The sequence below is a fragment of the Janthinobacterium sp. GW460-12-1-14-LB5 genome, from assembly GCF_059423585.1.
Genome location: NZ_JBWKYD010000005.1, coordinates 251,713 through 270,958, shown reverse-complemented (window position 1 = coordinate 270,958; position 19,246 = coordinate 251,713). Strand labels below are relative to the sequence as shown.

Annotated in this window: 14 protein-coding genes; all 14 read right to left on the bottom strand. The window is 64.7% G+C overall.

All coding sequences use genetic code 11. The annotated features are described in order from the left end of the window. Positions 1-5: 5 nt before the first annotated feature. Positions 6-1,160: a nucleotidyltransferase family protein gene (locus AC07X6_RS07185; protein ID WP_494790507.1), complete on the bottom strand. Its 1,155-nt coding sequence runs from the start codon at positions 1,158-1,160 to the stop codon at positions 6-8. A gap of 33 nt (positions 1,161-1,193) precedes the next feature. Beyond that, on the bottom strand, positions 1,194-2,456 hold the full coding sequence (locus AC07X6_RS07180) for a glycosyltransferase family 4 protein (protein ID WP_230538409.1): 1,263 nt from the start codon (positions 2,454-2,456) through the stop codon (positions 1,194-1,196). After that, positions 2,437-3,747, bottom strand: a complete 1,311-nt coding sequence (locus AC07X6_RS07175) for a nucleotide sugar dehydrogenase (protein ID WP_494790506.1) — start codon at positions 3,745-3,747, stop codon at positions 2,437-2,439. The genes AC07X6_RS07180 and AC07X6_RS07175 overlap by 20 nt, the downstream gene beginning before the upstream one ends. After that, a complete protein-coding gene (locus tag AC07X6_RS07170) occupies positions 3,744-5,759 on the bottom strand; it encodes a heparinase II/III family protein (RefSeq protein WP_494790505.1) in 2,016 nt (671 codons plus the stop codon). Before AC07X6_RS07170 ends, AC07X6_RS07175 begins: the two co-directional genes overlap by 4 nt. Positions 5,760-5,766: 7 nt before the next feature. Next, positions 5,767-7,635, bottom strand: a complete 1,869-nt coding sequence (gene asnB, locus AC07X6_RS07165; protein ID WP_494790504.1) for an asparagine synthase (glutamine-hydrolyzing) — start codon at positions 7,633-7,635, stop codon at positions 5,767-5,769. A gap of 26 nt (positions 7,636-7,661) precedes the next feature. Next, entirely contained in the window at positions 7,662-8,741 is a 1,080-nt protein-coding gene (locus AC07X6_RS07160; protein ID WP_474295418.1) for a glycosyltransferase family 4 protein, read from the bottom strand. 172 nt (positions 8,742-8,913) lie between these two features. Further along, positions 8,914-10,182 carry a glycosyltransferase gene (locus tag AC07X6_RS07155; protein ID WP_230538414.1) on the bottom strand — a complete coding sequence of 423 codons (1,269 nt, stop codon included), beginning with the start codon at positions 10,180-10,182 and terminating at the stop codon, positions 8,914-8,916. A gap of 135 nt (positions 10,183-10,317) precedes the next feature. Further along, positions 10,318-12,573, bottom strand: coding sequence for a DUF4962 domain-containing protein (locus AC07X6_RS07150; RefSeq protein ID WP_230538415.1), 2,256 nt, complete (start codon positions 12,571-12,573; stop codon positions 10,318-10,320). Between the two features lie 193 nt (positions 12,574-12,766). Beyond that, positions 12,767-13,711: a glycosyltransferase family 2 protein gene (locus tag AC07X6_RS07145; RefSeq protein ID WP_230538416.1), complete on the bottom strand. Its 945-nt coding sequence runs from the start codon at positions 13,709-13,711 to the stop codon at positions 12,767-12,769. Beyond that, the gene (locus AC07X6_RS07140; RefSeq protein ID WP_494790503.1) at positions 13,711-15,126 is read right to left on the bottom strand and encodes an O-antigen ligase family protein; all 1,416 of its coding nucleotides are present in this window, start codon (positions 15,124-15,126) and stop codon (positions 13,711-13,713) included. The genes AC07X6_RS07145 and AC07X6_RS07140 overlap by 1 nt, the downstream gene beginning before the upstream one ends. An 81-nt stretch (positions 15,127-15,207) precedes the next feature. Next, positions 15,208-16,710 (bottom strand): lipopolysaccharide biosynthesis protein, encoded by a 1,503-nt coding sequence (locus AC07X6_RS07135; protein ID WP_474295408.1) that lies wholly within the window; start codon positions 16,708-16,710, stop codon positions 15,208-15,210. Positions 16,711-16,775: 65 nt separating this feature from the next. Then, the gene (epsI, locus tag AC07X6_RS07130; RefSeq protein WP_230538419.1) at positions 16,776-17,462 is read right to left on the bottom strand and encodes an exosortase-associated protein EpsI, B-type; all 687 of its coding nucleotides are present in this window, start codon (positions 17,460-17,462) and stop codon (positions 16,776-16,778) included. Next, the gene (gene xrtB / locus AC07X6_RS07125) at positions 17,459-18,367 is read right to left on the bottom strand and encodes an exosortase B (protein WP_494790502.1); all 909 of its coding nucleotides are present in this window, start codon (positions 18,365-18,367) and stop codon (positions 17,459-17,461) included. Before xrtB ends, epsI begins: the two co-directional genes overlap by 4 nt. After that, on the bottom strand, positions 18,367-19,245 hold the full coding sequence (gene epsG / locus AC07X6_RS07120) for a chain length determinant protein tyrosine kinase EpsG (RefSeq protein WP_230538421.1): 879 nt from the start codon (positions 19,243-19,245) through the stop codon (positions 18,367-18,369). Before epsG ends, xrtB begins: the two co-directional genes overlap by 1 nt. Between the last annotated feature and the right edge of the window lies 1 nt (position 19,246).

Here is a 19,246-nt window from a genome sequence, read left to right as displayed (position 1 = left end):
ACAGTTTATTGGGCAGCATACAGGGCCGGCGGCGTTTCCGCGCGGCGCAGGCTGCGCCGGTCGCGCGCATTGCCCCACGCATCGTTCTCATACTCGGAAACGTGGCGCATCTGGCCGGCACGGTCGACACTATAATCCTTGAAGACGATCATTTCATCAAGCAACACGCCAGGCAGCACGCGCGTGTACTCGAACAGCACGCTGCGCACCACTTCGGCGCCGCCGCAGACATGGCTGCCGTGGCCGATCCAGGCCGGCCCGATGATGGTCGTGCCCGCTTCGATGCGGCAGCCCGAGCCGATGTAGACGGGCCCCTCGATGCGCGTGCCGCCGCTCCAGTCGATGCTGGTGTTCAGGCCGGCCCACACGCCATCGGCGATGCGGGTGCCAGGAACATGCAAATTGGCAACTTTTCCCATCAACACACTTTGCAGCACTTCCCAGTAATCCTTGATGCTGCCGATATCGATCCAGTTGTACTGGCACTTTTGCGCATGGAAGGGCAAGCCCCGCTCTACCAGCAGGGGAAACAGTTCCGAGCCGATATCGAAGGGCTGGCCGGCGGGAATCAGGTCCAGCACGGCCGGCTCGAAAATATAGATGCCGGTGCTGACGCAATTGGACAGCGCATCGGCCTGCGCCGGCTTTTCCTGAAAGGCGCGGATGCGCCCGTCTGCATCGCTGACCACCACGCCATAGCTCGACACCTTGTCCCACGGCACTTCCAGGGTGATGACGGTCGCCAGCGCGCCCTTGCTGCGATGCTCGCGCACGGCCGCTTCCAGGTCCAGGTCGATCAAGGCGTCGCCGCACAGCACGATCGTCGTGTCGTCGAAAAAGCCGCCGAACTCCTGGATCTTCTTCATGCCGCCGGCCGAGCCCAGCGGCTGCGGCACGACCTCGCCCGCGTCGTTCGTATAGCCTTCGAAGGAATAGCCGATGCGCACGCCGAACTGGTGGCCTTCGCCGAAATACTCCTCGATCTTTTCATGCAGGTAGCTGACATTGACCATGATATCGGTCACGCCATGCTGCGCCAGGTGTTCCACCAGGTAAGCCATCACGGGTTTGCCCAGGATGGGAATCATCGGCTTGGGCAAATCGTAGGTCAGGGGCTGCACGCGCGTGCCCTTGCCTGCGGCCAATATCATTGCTTTCATCGTCGGACATGCTCCATCAGGATTGAGTGCACTTCAGCGGCCATCCTTGCTCAAGGTCACGGGAGCGGCGGGCGCGGCGGCGGGAAACAGGCGCGCATACGCGGCCAGCAGCTTGGGCGCTTCATATTCCCACTCCAGCTCGTTGATCACGCGGTGGCGGCCGAAAGCCCCCATCTGTTCGCGGCGGGCGGGGTCGTCCAGCAATTCGACGATCTTGCGCGCCATGTCGACAGGGTCGTTCTTCAATGCATACAAGGATGCCTGCTGCGCGGAAACCTTGCCCTCGACCAGATCAAACTGCACGATCGGTTTGCCCAGCGCCATGTATTCCATGATCTTGTTCATGGTCGACTTGTCGTTCATGTCGTTGGCCACGTCCGGATTCACGCACACATCGGACGTGTTGAGCATTTCCAGCAGCTGCTGGTCCGGCACGCGCCCCGTAAACGTCACGTAGTCGGCGATGCCCAGGTCCTGCGCCATCTGCTTCATCTGTTCCAGCGACGTGCCGCCGCCCACCAGGCCGAACTGCACATCCTCGCGCTTCAGGGTCTGCACGATGTATTGCGCCGCCTGCAGCAGCAGGTCAATGCCTTCCTGCGCACCCATCACACCCACATAGCCGACCAGGTAGGCGCGGCCCTTCTTGAGTTCCGCCACGGGCGGCAGCACGCGCAGGCGATCCAGCTTGGGTCCGCTGCGCACCACGTAGACGTCGTTCGGGTCCATGCCGCCCCGCTCGATGGCAATCTTCTTGTACGACTCATTGGTGGCGATCGACACGTCGGCGCTCTGGAACGACCAGCGCTCGAACAGCACCATCAGCTTGTAAAAGAAATCGCGGCGGCCGAACTTGGCTTCGTACAGCTCCGGATTGATGTCGTGGTGGTCGAACAGGAAACGCTTGCCCATCGTCAACTTGAAGAAGCCGCCGATGAGGAACAGCAAATCGGGCGGATTGCAGGCGTGAATCACGTCGAAGCCGCGCGCAAAATGCACTTTCCATGCAAGACGGAAAGTATGGAACAGCGCCAGCGAGTATTCCACCAGGTAGCCCTTGGCCCCTTCCGCTTCCAGCGGCAGGTTGTAGCGGTAGATATGGATGCCGTCGATGGCTTCGTAGCGCGACTCGTAGCCCTTGCCCGTCGGGCAGATGATCGACACTTCGTAGCCATTCGCATGCAGGGTGGTCGCTTCCTGCCACACGCGCCGGTCGAACGGCGACGGCAGGTTTTCCACCAGGATCAGCACGCGCCTTGGCTGGCCAGCCACGGTATTACCAGCAGATGCCGTCATATTGCTCTCCACTTTGTTCCTTGCTGATGCGCACCAGGTCGACGATCTGCTGGTGCGGCCGCAGGCTGGCGGGCACGGTCTTGAATTCGGCCGCGCCGTTGCCGATGACGATGGTGTCGGCAAAATCGAGCACGTCCTGCATGTTGTCCACCATCAACTTGGAAATGTGCGGGATCATGTTCAGGATGTAATCCTGGTTGGCGCCCGTCAGGGCGGCCAGGTTGACGTTCTTGTCGTACAGCTTCAGCTCGTAGCCCTTGCCCAGCAAATACTCGATCACATCGACCAGCGGCGACTCGCGCAAGTCGTCCGTGCCGGCCTTGAACGAGAAGCCCAGGATGCCCACCTTGCGCGCGCCCTTGTCGACGATCATATTGATGCCCTTTTCCACTTGCTTCTGGTTCGATGGCAGGATAGAGTTAAGCAAGGGCAAATCGAGGTCCAGGCTGCGCGCCTTGTAGGTCAGCGCGCGCACATCCTTCGGCAGACACGAGCCGCCGAAGGCAAAGCCCGGCTTCATGTAGTACGGCGACAAATTCAGCTTGGTGTCCTGGCAGAAGATCTCCATCACCGTGTGGCCATCGATGCCGACGGCCTTGCAGATATTGCCGATTTCATTGGCGAACGCCACCTTGACGGCGTGCCAGGTGTTGTCCGTGTATTTCACCATTTCGGCCGTTTCCACATCCGTGCGCACCAGCGGCGCATCCATTTTTTCGTACAGCTGCACCAGCAAGGCGCCCGCCTTTTCGTCGGATTCGCCGATCACCGTCTTCGGCGGATTGTAGTAATCGTAGACGGCTGTGCCTTCGCGCAGGAATTCCGGGTTGTTGCAGACGCCAAAGTCGACGCCGGCGACCTTGCCCGACGCCGCTTCCAGGGTCGGGATCACCAGCGCGCGCATGGAGCCGGGCAGCATGGTCGAGCGCGCCACGACGACGTGGAAGCTGTCTTTTTCGCGGATGGCGGCGCCGATTTCCTGGCACACCTTGCGCACGTGGCTCAGGTCCAGGTTGCCATTGAGCTGCGACGGCGTGCCCACGCAGATGAGCGACATGTCCGAGCCGAAGACGGCGTCGCGCACGTCGAAGGTGGCGCGCAAGTGGCCGCTTTTGACGGTGGCGGCAATCATTTCGCCGATGTCTTTTTCGATGATGGGCGTGGTGCCCTGGTTGATCAGCTCCACCTTGGTCCTGTTCGGATCGACGCCGATGACTTCGTGTCCATCCGTTGCCAGGCAACCAGCCGAGACGGCACCCACATAACCCAAACCAAATATGCTAATTTTCATGTTTTCCTCGTATTTTCTGACAGATCAGGGGTAGCCAAACTCAGGTGAAACTCCGTGCGCAAGGTGGCCGCGCCTTGCACTTGCGCGCGCCAGACCAGGGTCGGCGCAGCCTGTTTTTCATCGAAGCGGCGCGAAATCCAGCCCAGCGGCGGCTCATCGCTGCCGCATACCAGTTGCACTGTGGCATCCGGCAAGGACGGCAGATGCATTTCCAGCGAGAAATCATCGCCCGCCACGCGCAGCACCCGGCCATCGAGCCGCACGCGGCAGCGGGGGTCAAAGTGCCAGAACAGCTCCACTGCATGCGCGCCCTGGCATGCAAGCACGTCGTCGACCACGATCAGCGCGGCGCCGGGCGCCACGCGCACGTCGCGCCGGTGCAGCACGGCATCTTTCAAGCCCATATAGCCGTCATGGCTGGCGCTCCAGAATTGCCCATCGGCATCGTCACGCCACGCCAGACACTGCGCGCCGGCCTTGCGCAGCCACAGGAAGTTGCCGCCCGACTCGGACTGGTCGCGCCCATCGATGCGCACGGTATTGTGCGCGCTGGTGCCGCGGAAGTAATCGCGCCACTGCTTGTGCGTGTGGTAGGCATAGGTGCCCGGGTCGACCAGCACCGCCTGGCCCGCCACGGACAAGGTCAGCGCCAGCGCATCGGCGTGGCCATGCGCGGCGATGCCCAGGTAGCCCAGCGGGCCGGCGTCGGCAATCAGGCGCACTTCGGATGCCGTATCGAAACGCGCGCCCATCACGTAATAGCCGCCATCGGGGAAGGCGCGCGGCAAGGTTGCCGGCGCGGCGTCCGGCAAGGCATCGAAAGCCTGCGCGCCCGCCTCGCCCAGCAGCCAGGCGCTTTTCTCATCGAAAGTGCGCGCCTTGGCCTTGAAGTCGGCGCGGCTGAACAGGGCCGCGCCGCTGGCCAGCAGCGAGGCATAGGGATTGGCGCCCGGTGTCTTGTCCCAGTGCGCCAGCAGCGCGTCGTCGGCGTCGCCGATCATCGGCACGTCGCCCGCCACGTTCGTCATGGCGGCGAGAAAGTCCAGCATGGCTTCCAGGCGCCGCAAAAAGGCGGCCGAGCGGGGACGGCCATTCGCGCGGCCCGCCAGCACGCACAGCAGCATTTCATCGGCCACCGTGTGCTGGTAATAAATAGCTTGCTCGCGGTTCACGCCGTCCGGGCCGTTCTGCTGCAGCGCCTGCGCTTCCAGCTCGCGTTCCGTCTGCGCCAGCCAGCCGGCACTTTCCGGCCAGCAAGGCCACGTGAGCGCGGCGATATGCAACCCCGTCAATTCGCCAAACAGGTGGTTGTTGGCCGACGAGTGACGCGACAAGTGGCCCGCGATGAAGTGGCAATGCTGGTAGATGCTGTCAAGCCAGCGCTGCAAAAAGGCTTGCCCTTGCGCTCCCGCAAACAAGGGGCTGTTGATGCCACCCAGCAAGTGCCACGCATGCGACCAGCTGACCAGGCGCAGGGCCAGTTCCAGCGCGCTGCTCCAGTTCGGTCCCAGCGGATACGGACACTGCTGCCACCACGATTCGAGCAACGCTTGCGCCCCGCGCGCATGGCGCAGGTCGCCGCCCAGGCGGTAGGCCATCGCCAGGTCGGCCACGGCCAGGTGGCGGTTCGGTTCCCACAGGCATTTGATGTCGCCCACCACCGCTTCATCGCGGTAATTGAGCGTCTTGCCAAAGCCCAGCGGCACCACGGTGCCCGTCTTCGGATCGCGGTTCCATTGCGGCGGGAAACCCAGGTCCGCATCGCGCAGGGCGAACACGTCGAAGCGGCCCGCCAGCAGGCGTTCGGCGGCCGCCAGGTGCGGCGCCGCATCGATGGGCAGACCCAGCCAAGGCGCGCCGAAACGCTGGCGCGCGGCGGGCGGCGGCACATGCGCCAGGCCGTAGCCGCGCGCCTGCAGCCGTTGCTGCACGGCATCACGCACGCGGTGCGCCACCTCGGGCGCCCCCATGGCGCGCAAGCGGTTCAGTTTCCAGGACAAATTGCTCAGCATGGGCATCTCACAGATACTGGCGCTGCCAGATTTCCAGGGTGAGCAAGCTCCACAGCAGCTTCTCGTGGTTTTGCCGCCCTGCAACGTGTTCAGCCAGCACCTGCTGCAGCGCCGCCGCATGGTAGTAGTGGCGCGTGCGCGACTCGGCGCCCGTCAGGTGTTCGTACAGGTAATCCTTCATGGGGCCGCGGAACCATTCGTTGACGGGCACGCGGAAACCCACTTTCGGGCGCGCCAGAATATTTTCCGGCAACAACTGTTTCATGGCTTCGCGCAAGATCCACTTGGTGGTGCGGCCGCGCACGCGGTACTCATCCGGCAGGCTCGACACATACGCGGCCAGTTCGTGGTCCATGAAGGGCATGCGCGCTTCCAGCGACGCGGCCATGGTCATGCGGTCGCCCCGCTCCAGCAGATTGTCGGGCAGCCAGCTCAGCTGGTCGAAGCACAGGATGCGGCGCAAGGCGCTGTTGTCCGCGCTGCCGCAGCCCAGCGAGGGGTCGCGCTGGCGCACCGGCGGCGGCATGGCCACCAGGCGCGCCCGCTCCTGGTCGGACATCATGCCGAACCAGCGCGGCATGCGCTCGTCGAACGCCTCCAGGCCCAGGTTCACGATAGCCGTCTTGGCGCGGCGGAAACGATATGGCAAGGCGCCGATGGCCGGCTCGATCAGGCCGTGGCGCAGCAGGCCCGGCAGCATCTGGTAGTTGCCCGCATAGCGCTCGTACACGTGTTTCGGGTAGCCGCCGAGGATTTCATCGGAGCCTTCGCCCGTCAGCACCATCTTGACCGTCTTGCGCGACTCTTTCGCCAGCAGGTAGATGGGAATGTCGGACGGCTCGGCCACGGGGGCGTCGCGGAAGCGCACGAGGTCGGGCAGCAAGGCGATGACCTGGTCGACGGACACTTCCAGCTCATGGTGTTCCGTAGAAAATTGCCGGGCGATATCGGCCGCATACGCGAGCTCGCTGAAGCCGCCCTCCTTGAAACCGACGGAAAAGGTTTTCACGGGCACGCCCGCATGGCGCGACATCAGCGCCACCACGGCCGACGAATCGATGCCGCCGGACAGGAAGGCGCCGAAGGGCACGTCGGAAATCATGCGGATGCGCACCGATTCATCGAGCTTGGCGAGGAAAGTGGCGACGGGGTCGGCCGGCAGCGGGGCCGCCGCACGGGGCCGGCTGTCGGGCGGCGTGTAGTACACGCGCTCGCGCAGCACGCCGTTTTCCCACGTGGCCGTGGAACCGGGCGCCAGCTTGCGGATGCCCTGGAACAAGGTAGCGGGGCCCGGCACGTAGCGATAGGCGAAATAATCCCAGATGGCGGCCTCGTCCGCTTGCGGCGCCACGTCGGGCAAGGCCAGCAGGGCCTTGATTTCCGAGCCGAAGGCCAGTTTTCCCTCGTGTTGCCACAGGAACAGCGGTTTCTTGCCGAACGGGTCGCGCGCCATGAACAGGCGGTCGTTGCGCGCATCCCAGATGGCAAACGCAAACATGCCGCGGAAATGCCGCACGCACTCCTCGCCCCATTGCACGTAGGCATGCACGATGGTTTCCGTGTCCGATGCCGTGCGGAAATGGTGGCCCAGCGCGATCAGTTCGTCGCGCAGGGGCTGGAAATTGTAGATTTCGCCATTGAAGATGATCTGCACGTCGCCATCCGCATTGCCCAGCGGCTGGTGGCCCGTGGCGATATCGATGATGGACAGGCGGCGGTGCAGCAAGCCCACCTGCCAGGCGCCGTCGGCCGTCGCCGCCTGCAGCACGCCCGTGTCATCGGGGCCGCGGTGGGCGATGGCGCGCCCCATGGCGTCGAGCGCGGCGGGCAAGCCGGCGACGGACGAAGGGAAGATCAAACCGGCAATACCGCACATATAGGCTCGCTTAAAAAAGAGTTCGGCTAGACTGCCGGCGGCGCCAGCATGGCGCGGTAAACGCGGCGGAAATCCTGCGCCAGGCGCTCGACCGTATAGGCGCTTTCGATGCGCTCGCGGCACGCTTGCCCCATGCGCTGCAACAAGCCGCGGTCGGCGTCGAGGCGCACGATGGCGTCCGCCAGCGCCTGCGCATTGCGCGGCGGCACGAAAACGCCATGCACGCCGTCTTGCATCACATCGGGAATCGCGCCCACGGGGCACACGAGCGCCGGCGTGCGCGCGGCCATGCTTTCCAGCAAGGCGTACGGCAAACCCTCATGGTGCGTGGGAAAGCCGAACAGGTCGGCATCGCGCCAGGCCGCCTCTTTTTCCACGCCAAATTTTTGCCCCAGGAACGTCACCGTGTCCTGCAAGCCCAGCGCCGCCACCCGCTCGCGCAAGGCCGCGTCGGCCGGGCCGCTGCCCACCAGGGCCAGGGTGGCTGCCACGCCGGCGCCGCGCACCAGGCGCATCGCCTCGACCAGCTCGAACAAGCCCTTGCTGTCGGCCAGGCGGCCCACGTACACGAGCGACAGCGGACGCTGCGGAGCAAGCGTCTTGGCGCCCGCATCCGTACCGGCATCGATGGCGTTCGGGATGACTTCCGGCGCCAGCGCCGCATCGAAGCGGCGATAGCCGAGCAATTCGCACTGCGCCAGCAGCACCAGCGCGTCGGGCAGGCGCAGCACGCGCCGCAGCACGCCCGTCAACAGGCCCTTGCCGCCGAAAAACACCTGCGGCAAGGCGCCGCCATGCACCTGGTACAGCACGCGCTTGCCCATGGCCTTGGCCAGCAGCAAGTACACGAGGTCGCGCCAATAGCTTTTCACTTCCATCGACGTGTTGATGTGCACGATCTGCGGCTGGTGCACGCGCAAGGCGCGCACGAACTGAACGGGACTCCAGGCAAAACGCAGCAGCTTGCGCAAGCGCGACTCTTGCCGGCCTTCACTTCCCACCTGGAAATGCACCAGTTGAAAGTCGCGCGACAGGGAACAGGAAAACAGTTGGTTCAAATGGGTAGTCACCCCGCTGACCGCATTGAGCGCGGGTCCAAGCAACATTACAGTAGTCATATTGACATTATATGTTATAAATTTGTAATTTAGCTATGGACGCACCTATTTTTACACCGATCAGGCCACACCCCAGTTGCTTCCACGCAGCATGGCCAGCTTCATTCTGCGCGCCACGGCTTGAATCGGCAACAAATACTTGCTGGCTGTACACATACCGTCAGGCGCCAGCCAGGGCCCGGTAGCGCTGCGCCAGTTCGGCCGACAGCACGCGGTAGCTGCGTTGCGTTTCGATATACGCGGCGCCGGCCTGGGCACGCGCGCGCGCCGCCGGCACATCGCGCAGGATCGCCGTCATCGCCACGGCCAGCGCCGCCGGATTGCTGGCCGTCAGCCAGCCCGCCTGGCTGTCCGACAGCACGCGCACCTGGTCGGGATTGTCATTGCCCACGGCCGGCAGGCACAGGGCCAGGTATTCCAGCAGCTTGGTGGGCGAACAGACATCGCCGATGATGCCGCGGGGAAAGTACGACAGTGCCGCATCGGTGCCCGCCAGCAAGGGCCAGGCCTGGCTCGACGGCAGCCAGCCCGTCACGCGCACGGCGTCGGCCAGTCCCGCGCGCTGCGCGTAGGCCAGCAAGGCATCCACGTCGGACGGCGTGTCCGAAGCGCCGATCAGCAGCAGACAGGCGTCGGGCAACTGCTGGCGCACGATCAGCAAGGCGTCGAGCAGGCGTTCGAGCTGGCGCGACTGGTCCAACGTGCCCAGGTAGCCCAGCAGCGGCACGCTTTCCCAGCCGGCGGGCCGGCACGCCACGATCGATTGCTGGCCCAGCACTTCCGTATCCACGCCCATCGGCACGGCGCTCATGCGCTGCGCGGCGATGCCGTGCGTGCGCATCAGTTCGAGCATCGCCTCGCTTTGCACGAAGACATGGTCGGCGCGCGGCAGCAGCACCCGGTACAGCAGCCAGCGCTCGACCAGGCCCTTGCACAGCACCAGGCGCGCGCGCAAGGTGCGGCGCTGCGCCAGGCTGCTGCGCGCCCGCTCGATGCGGCCTTCGCTGATCAGGAACGAGACCCAGTAATAAAAGGGGATGCCTTTCAGGCGCGCCGCCAGCAGGGCCAGCAGCCCCGTCGGCACCATGTCGCGCACCTGGATCGCATCGCAGCTGGCGCGCCTGGCGGCCAGCAAGGCGCGCACGCAGGTCCATTGGAACGCCAGTTCGCGCGCGATGCGGTTGTGCCGGAAGCGCCCGCTGCGCACGGAGCGAAAGCCCTGCCCCGGTTGTGCCTGCGCCGCGGGCGCATCGGGCGAAGGCATGCCGACGATGTCGCATTCGATGCCGTGGCGCGGCAGGTATTTGCCGAACAGCACGGCGACGTCGGCGCGGAAGGTGGGCAAGCTTTCCGGTACAAATTGCAAAATCTTCAGGGGCATGGGGAAACCGTCTACCTGGCGCGTCAGAGGGGAAGATGGCTCGGGCATAGTCTGCACGAGCCGATACTCATATGAATTTATTATCTATGTTACATGAAAAACAGCATGGCCGTGACTGGCTGCGGCGCAAAAAAAAAGCAATGCCTGGGCTGGCATTGCTTTTCTTGTGCGGTGCGCGTGGCTTTACTTGGGCAGCGGCAACGTCAGCGTTTGCGTGCCGACGATCACCTTGCGCAAGCCGCCGCTGGTGTCGAGCTTGACGGCGGTGTTCTTGCAGCCCACGTCGAGCACGGTGAGGAATTCGCCGCTGGTGGCCGCGGCCGCCTTGACGAACACGCCATGGTCTTCATAGGTGCCGGCTTGCGGCGGCGGCCCCACGCGGCGCTCGAAGCGCTGCGCCGTGGTGGTCAAGGGCACGATGCACACGCTGCGGCTCTGGTTGGTGACCGAGATCTTGCCGGCAGCGTCGACGACGATCGGCGCGTAGCCATGGAAATTCCATTCGAACACGCGCGGCGTGGCCGACGAGAACTGGTCGAGGATGACGGCCGTGTTGCTGCCGCGCACATACCAGATCTTGCGCACGGCCGACTTGAGCTGCCCCGCATACGCCAGCGTGGCGTCGCCCTCCACGTAATCGACGGCCGGCGTGGTGGAAAACGCCATGATGCGGCCATTGCGCGCCAGCGGCTCTTCATAGCCATCCACGTTTTGCCCGATGCCGCCGTCAAAGGTCAGCGCATTGTGCGACTTCGACGGACGGTACCAGGAATTCCACAGCGGCGAATCGTACCAGTCATACCAGCCCGTCTCCGTCAGCAGCGGCACGCCGCCGCTGAACAGCACGAAGCCGTTCTGGTCGCCATGGCTGTGGTTGAACGAGCCATACGCGCTGGACTTGAAGTACAGCGAAGTGCGGCCACTGTCGGCCAGGTTGCTGTGCATGGCCGTCCAGCCGATGCTCGGATAGTAGGCGGCGTTGGCCGGCGGCGTGGGGGTCGCCGTCACCGTATTGACGGGCATCGGGTAAGGCGACTGCAGGGTGGCCAGCACGTCGTCGGGACGCGTCAGGTTCTTCACATACCAGGCCGACTGCGGCGTGGCGTAGCGCGAGGCGAAGCCTTTCATGAAGCGGAACTCGGGCGCCGTCTCGTGGCCATCGCCAAAGACGTGGGTTTGCTGGCCCGGCGGCACGAAATGCATGAGGAATTGCGCAAAGCCGCGCGACCAGGGCTTGTCGAACATGTTTACGCCCGTGGCCTGCGCCAGCGCCGGCCAGATCTGCAGCGCGAAGTCGGCCTCGTATTCCGCATACGCCGTGCCGTTGGCGAAACCGCCCTCCGGACCGCTCCAGATGCTGAACGAGCTGGCAAACGCGCGGAAGGCGAAGTCGAACCAGGTCTGCGCCTCGGGAATGTCGCCCAGCGCCAGCGTCGACGTCAGGGTCAGGTAGGCCATGCTGGTGGCCGCATGCGAATCATACGGATACTGGTCGAGGCGCCCGCCATTGGCCGACAAATCCTTGTACAGCGCATTCGTGCGCGCCGCCACCACGGACAGCCACTTGGTGCGCCGCGTCGTATCGCCATTGACGACCAGCGCCGTACCCAGGTTGTCGATGGCCTTCATCAGGCTTTGCGCCATGACGCGGCTGGCCATGTCCTGGTTGACGAAGCTGGTGGGACCGGTGATGTTCAGCGCGGCGAACTGGTCGCCGCGGCGGATCGCTTCATCGAGGTAGATCTTTTCGCCCGTCAAGCGGTACAGCAGGGCCGCGCCTTCCAGCTGGCGCGCATTCGGATTGACGCGCGTCATGATGTTGGCCGCCTGCGCCACCACGGCGGCCGTGCGGATGGCGCCCGGCACCAGCGGCCATTCGGCGTCGGACACCGTCTTGAGCGCCGTCATGTAGTACTTCACTTCGTTCGTCAGGCCATTTAACGCCGGCGTGCGGTCCGTGCGCATGGCCGAGGTCCACGTGGAAAACAGCTTGGTCCCGCTGGGCAGTGCGCGCGGCCGGGGCTTGCTCAGGATAGTGTTACGCAAAGTCACATTTTCCGGCACTTCGAACAGCTGCGAGTTACTACCGATCACAAAGTTGCGGGGGCTGGACCACTCTTGCGAAGTGGATGGCCGCACGCGCCATGTATAGTTACCTACAGGAAATGATTTTGGCGGCAAATACCAATTGCGCGAAGTATTGAAGGTTTTATACAGCACACCGCCCTGCATCACCTGGACGACGTAGGCTGGCGGCAAGGTGGCATGCCGTGACCAGGTGAAGGTGGGAGGATTTTGCGGCTGCGACTGCATATTGTCGGGCAGAGGACGAACGGCAAGGGCTTCGCTCGACTGGACCCAGTCGGCCTGGGCCATTCCGCACAGCGGCAATAACAATAGCCAGGCGGCGCGCAGCAGGGGACGTTTGCTAGATTTCATGGCGGGGGCTTCCTTTGCCGGGGGGCGGATTGAAGTTCGGGAAAACATTACTTTTGGTTACTATTTAACTTGTACAATGTTACCGCAACGCAAACAGTACGGCTTTTTCGCACACAAGTATGGAGGTTTGGGCGCCCAAAGAACTCGGGCGTATGCCGCAATTATACCGAAATGCCTCCCGGCAACGCCGGAATTAAGCGGGGGTGCGTGATTTACGCCACAAGGACCAGCGCCGCGTCATGCCCGGTGTAAATAACACGCACATGGCGGCCGTCGTCCACCAGTGGCGCGTCACGCCATGGCGGGCAGCGCGCGCCAGTTCGGCCAGGGCCGCGCCGCGCCGCCCCCCTTCGAGCATTTCGCGCACCACGGCCACGCGCGCATTCGAGGCCAGCAGCAAGGCCGGCCGGCGTGCCCGGTTGCCGGCCGGCCAGGCGCGCGCGCGCGCCTCGAGCCGCAGAAACACGGGCAAGACCACGTCGCGCCCCAGGATGGCCGTCAGGCTGCCGCCCACTTCGCGCCGGTACGCCACCAGCGGCGCCGCCGCCAGCACCAGGCGATGCTGCTCGGCCAGGCGAAACCACAAGTCCAGGTCTTCGCCGAATTGCTCGCCTTCCGGGAAACACGGTTGCAGCGCGGCCAGCGCCGCGCGCCGCACGGCGACGGAATTGGTGCAGAAGAAGGGCCAGTGCTGGTTGAAATGCGTGAAGAATTCACCGATGCGCTGCGCCTGGGCGGGCGCGACGGGCGCGCCCGCCATGTCCGGCGTGCTGCCGGGCGCGAAACTGGTGTAGCCGGTGGCAAAAAAGCAGTCGTCGGGAAATGCCTGCGCCAGCCCGACCTGCGTGCGCAGGTAGTCGGGCGCGTACAGGTCGTCCGCATCGAGAAAACAGACGAGTTCGCCCCGCGCCTCGGCGATGCCGCGGTTGCGCGCGCGCGACACGCCGCCATTCGCCTGGCGGATCAGGCGCACGCGCGCATCCGCGCAGGCCAGCACGCGCTGCGCGCCGTCGTCGCCGGAACCGTCGTCGACCACCAGTACTTCCCAGTCGGCATGCGTCTGCGCCAGCACCGACGCCAGGGTCGCCTCGACATACGGGCCCTTGTTATACAGCGGGATGATGACCGAGCACAGCATTACGCCATTCCCGGCACGCGTACCTTGCGCGCCCTGACCGCCTGCCGGTCGGCCGTCGGATAGTAGGCGGCCACGATGATGAGCAGCAGCAAGTGCGTCAGCGCCTCGGCGGCGAAACCGGCCAGCGACAGGGGCACTTCGCTGAAGGAGCGGCTGATGATCAGCACGAACAGCGCCATCGACAGGCCCTGGCTGGCCCGCGCCGTGCGCGCCGCGCCGTACAGCAGCACGATCACGTACAGCACCAGGCCGACGGCACCGACGGTGCCCGCGCTCGACAGGCTCTGGTAGAACTGGCTGTGCGCATGCGTGGCGTACGGCATGCCGATGCTCAGGCGGAATGCCTCATCCCAGATCTGCAAGCCATAGCCGAACACGGGGTTCTTGTGCCATTCCTGCACCGCCACCTGCCAGATCACGTCGCGCCCCGTAAAACTGAGCAATTCGAAGCCTTCATTGCTTGAGGCAAAGCGCGCCAGCTTGGCGTCGAGGTTGCCGAACATCACCAGCAGCATGCCCAGCACGCACAGCAAAATGAAACAGAAGATGCCGATGATCGACAATTGCGGGCGGCGGTAGTCGAACAGGCGCTCCTTGATCTGCTCGCGGAAACCGAAATACGCGATACAGGCAAAGCACAGGATGCAGGCGATCCAGTTGGTTTTCGATTGCGCCAACATCAGGCTGGCCAGGCCCAGCGTCCAGGCGAACAGGTTCAGTGCGCGCCAGGCATACGGCTTGCGCCACAGGCACAGCAGGAAGGCCACTGCCATCGGTCCCAGTCCGTTCGCATGGCTGGCCAGGCCCGCATAGCGCACGCTGAGGAAGGGAATCAGCCCATGGTAGTTCTTGTTGAAGACCATGTTCGGGTTCCCGGCCGCGACGGCCGCGCTGAGCACGAGGAACAGCAAGGTCGCATTGCGCATCGACACGATGCTCATGTCCACCTCTTTCGGCGTCATCAGCAAGGCGGCGTAACCGGCCAGGAACATGTACAGGTATTCATGCGAGACATCGGTATGGCTGCCCAGGAAGGCGGGGCTGAGAATATTCGTCAGAAAATAGATGAACAGCGCCCAGAACAGCAGCATCGGCATGGGCTTGAGCGTTTCGCGCTCCATCAAACGGTGCAGGATGCGCTCGCCGCAGGCGAAGATCACGAACAGCGAGGTCATGCGTCCAAACCAGACGCCGACCGGGTGGCGCACCGTTTGCGCCGTCAGCAGGATCTCGTTGCCGGAGATGTCGCGGTTCGACAGGATGGCCGTCAACGCGATCGACAGCATGACGGGATAGAACACGTAGGGCACCAGCCCCGTCTCGCGCTTATTCCCCCAATGAATGCTCAAGGCGATGACGAACACCAGCAGCAGCGCGCTGATCAGAGCAAACAGGCCAAACAGTATTTCACTCATGTGATTCTCGCGTATCCAGTAAGTTGTCGCAGGCGCAACGCGCCGCTTGATCGGTATTTCCCTGCCCTGCTCCGCCCCGCCTCAGGCGCTGCAGCGGGCGCGCAGATAACTGCCCACGCGCGCCGGCAGCGGCGGACTGAAACGGGCCAGCATGCCCACCACGCGCGCGCCCAGCAAGCCCGGCCAGGCCAGCACGGCCAGCAGCAAGGTCAGGCCGCCGAGCAGCGCGCCGCCCAGGAATGCCGGCAGCGGATGGCTGCCGCCCAGGCCGCCCAGCACGGCGCCGCCCCAGCTGCCCGCGCCAGCCAGCAAGCCCATGGCCAGGCCGCGCGCGGCCAGCGGCGCCAGCTCGCCCGGCCCCACCTGCAGGCGCAAGCACGCCACCGTGCCCACCACCAGCGCGCGCGCCAGCAAGGTGCCGGCGGCGATCATGGCGACCACGGCCACGCCCTGCCCCGCCCACAGCAACAGCGCCGCGCCGGCCAGCACGATCAGCGGCAGCTGCAGCAGGCTTTCCAGGTGCTTGCCGCCCGTATTCCATAAAATCGGCGTCGACATGCCCCACGTGATGTAGGCGGGCATGGCCAGCGCGAGGATGCTCAGCACGATGCCCGACTCTTGCCACACCTTGCCGTACAACACGCCGATCAGGTCCGGCGCCGTCATCGCCAGCAGCACGAACAGCGGCAGGATGACGATCCAGATGGTCGCCAGCACCGACAGATACGTGTCGCGCAGGCGCGGCAGATCGTCCTGCAGCTTGGCGCCCGTGGCCAGGAATGCCGGCTGCAAGGCGCTCAGGAACAGCGAGTTGGGCGTGTTGGCCAGGTTGTAGCCGACCGCATACACGCCCACCGCGTGGGCATTGAGCAAGCGGCCGAGGAATACGCGGTCCATATTGTTCAGGCACCAGTTGCACAGATTCGTCATGAATACCGTCACGCCCACATTCGTCGAGCGCCGCGCGCCCTCGTACCACAGCAGCGGCTTGAGCGAAAAGCGCGTGCGCGCATACGTCAGCACCAGCGCCGTGGCCGCCTGTCCCAGCCAGGCGCACACGAGGGTCCACACGCCGGCGCCCGCATACGCGAGCGGCAAGCCCACCAGCAGGTAGCCGACGATGTAGCTGCTCACCTGGATGATGTTGAGCCAGCGGAAATCGAGGGCGCGCCGCAACAGGCTGCTGCCCGGCGCCGTCAGCGCATTCAGCAGGCAGGTCAGGCTCATCCAGGCGATCACGGGCGCGATGCGCGGTTCCTTGAAGTACGCGGCGATCCAGGGCGCCATGAAAAACAGCAAGGTCATCGCCGCCAGGCCCGTCAGCGCCTGCCACGTCACCGTGAAGCGCACGTCTTCCTCGCTGAGCGTGCGGTTTTGCACCAGCCCCCAGGAAAAACCGAAATCGGCCAGAAAGTTGCTAAATGTCAGCACAATCAGTCCCATGGCAAACAAGCCGTAGTTTTCCGGCCCCAGCAGGCGCGCCAGCACCACTTGCGTGACCAGCTGCAGGCCAAACATGAGGACCGTGCCCATCGCCGCCCATTTGACGGCGCTGACGCTTTTCTTATTGATGTCGCTGCTCATGATTCTCGCTATCTGCCACCGTGCGCCACGCCCGCTGGCGGTATTTCATACTTCAAAGCCACGCCTCAGCCGCGCGGCGCGCCGATCAGGCGGCTCCGGTCCGCCGCCGGCATGCTGGCCAGCAAGCCGTTGACGAAATCGTCCTGCAAGCGGTACGCGCGCGGCAAGTCCGTATCGATGCTCGACACGCGGAACAGCATGGCGTCGGCGACGGTGCCCGTCAAGCCGTAGCGCAATTGCTCCAGGCGCTGCTGCATGCCCACCTTGCTGATCTTGTCGCCGACGGTGATCCAGTACGTGATGGGCTCGCTGCGGTTGCCACTCACGGCCAGCAGGCGCTTCACGGGCAGGCTGCCGTAGGCCGAGGCCAGCTCGCCGTACTCGTCGCGCTCGACCTGGAAACCCTGCGCCGCGTAGCACACTTCCGGCTTGTGCACGCCCATGTTGTCGCTCTGGTCGCCGCCGTAGGCGATCGACAGCATCACCCGTTCGCCGTGCGCATTGATGTAGGTGCGCGACAGGGTCTGGTTGTAGATCTTGTTCAGGCGCGCCTGGGTCTCCGGGTCGACCTGCAGCGGCACGATGGAGCTGTCGACGCGCCACTCGCCAAAGGCTTGCGGTATCGCCGCCTCAAGCGAAAAACTGGGGCGCTGGTCGGCCAGCTTCACGCCCGGCGCCACGCCATGGCTGACGACGGCCGCGCCCAGCAGCAAGGCGCCCAGCAGTACATTCATGCGCAATGCCCCGTTCATGTCGACGCTCCCACGGTGGGCGCGCGGCGCGCCTGGCGCTTGCGCACGACCCACTGCAGCAAGCTGTCGACACTGAGGATCAGCAGCAGCGCGGAAATGAACAGCACCATGCCGGCAAAGCCATGCAGGAAGCCCTGCCCGGCCGCATCACCGAAGTAATACGTAATCAGGGTCAGCACCACCACGCGGATGACATTGGCCGTAAAGGAAATCGGCACGATCAGCAGGGCCAGCACGATGTTGCGGAACGGCGAAGTGTGCCGCACCAGATTCAGGTAGAACAGGCCCAGCGCTTCAAGCGTCAGCAAGGTCTGCAAGCCGGCGCAGGCGTCGGCCACCAGCAGCTGGTACTGGCCGATCTGCAGGATCACGCCGTTACGGCCGATCGGATAGCCGGCCAGGAACAGCAGGTGTTCGGTCACATACGACACGGCCATTTTCATCGGCATGGTCAGGGTCGTCACCAGCGGCAGCGGCAGCGGCACCATGAACAGCATGAAGAAGAAGGGAAACCACAGCACGCGCGCGGCCACCCAGCCGCGCTTGAGCAGCAGCAGCGCCAGGCCGGTGCCGATCAGGGCGAGGATTTCCAGCGACAGGATCTGCTGCGAACGGCCCAGCACATACAGCAGCAGCGCGGCGGCCAGCAGCGGCCAGCCGGCGCGGGCCGGACGGGCGCCGGCGCTCTGCGCCAGCATCTCGGGCCATTTGCGGTAGATCAGCCACAGCGACAGGGCCAGGATGATGGGGCCGTGCGCCTGCTCTTCGGTCGACCAGATGCCACGCAACAGCCCGACCAGGCTGGGCACGAGCATGGCCAGGAAGCCCAGCGCCAGCGGCAGCCAGTCCGGCACGGCGGAGCGGCCGGCCCGTGCCGGCGGCATGGCATGGCCAGGCGCAGCCATCAAAAGTCGACCATTACCGAACCGACCACCTGGGCACCGCTATGCGTCATCTGCTCGCTCATGGCCGCCACTTCCGCCATCGGTGTCTTGTTCTTGCGCGCCACCAGCAGCACGCCGCCGGCACGCGCCGCCACGGCCAGCGCATCGGAACCGGTGGCATACGCCGGCACGTCGTACAGCACCACGTCGTAGCGGCTTTCCAGCTGCTTGTTGAGCGTGACGAAGGAGGTACGGCTGAGCAATTCCTGCGGATTCGGCGGCAAGGTGCCGGCCGCCAGCACCGACAGCGCGACAAACGATTCCACCTTGGCGATGATATCGAGTTCGGCGCGGCCGGCCAGCACGTCGGACAGGCCCTGGCGCGTTTTGAGGTCGAAGATTTCATGCTGGCGCGGCGCGCGCAGGTTGGCGTCGACCAGCAAGGTATGCTCGCCCAGCTGGGAAAACACCACGGCCAGGTTGGCCGCGAACAGGCTGGCGCCGTCGCCCGGCTCCATGCCCAGCACCACCAGCGACTTGCTGCCGCGGGCAAACCAGCGCAGCATCAGCTGGCTGCGCACGGCGCGCAGGGTTTCCACCTGGTGGCTGAAAGGCTGGTAGGCGGCCACCAGTTCCTGCGGATACTTGCCGGCGCCCGGCTGCAGATACGGGTAGTCGAACTGGCGCGCCAGCACTTGCTCGATATCGGCTTCCGTGATCAGGCCCAGGCGCAGGGCCGCTTCGCCGAAGCGGATGCCCAGTTCCTTTTGCATGCGCAGCACGCGTTCGGCGTTTTCCGGCGTGATCTTGCCCGATTCGAGCAACAGGCCGCCAATGCTGGAATCGGCGCCGCGCACCAGCGGTGCGGTGTTATTCAGGAGGTGTGGACTTGAAGTCATG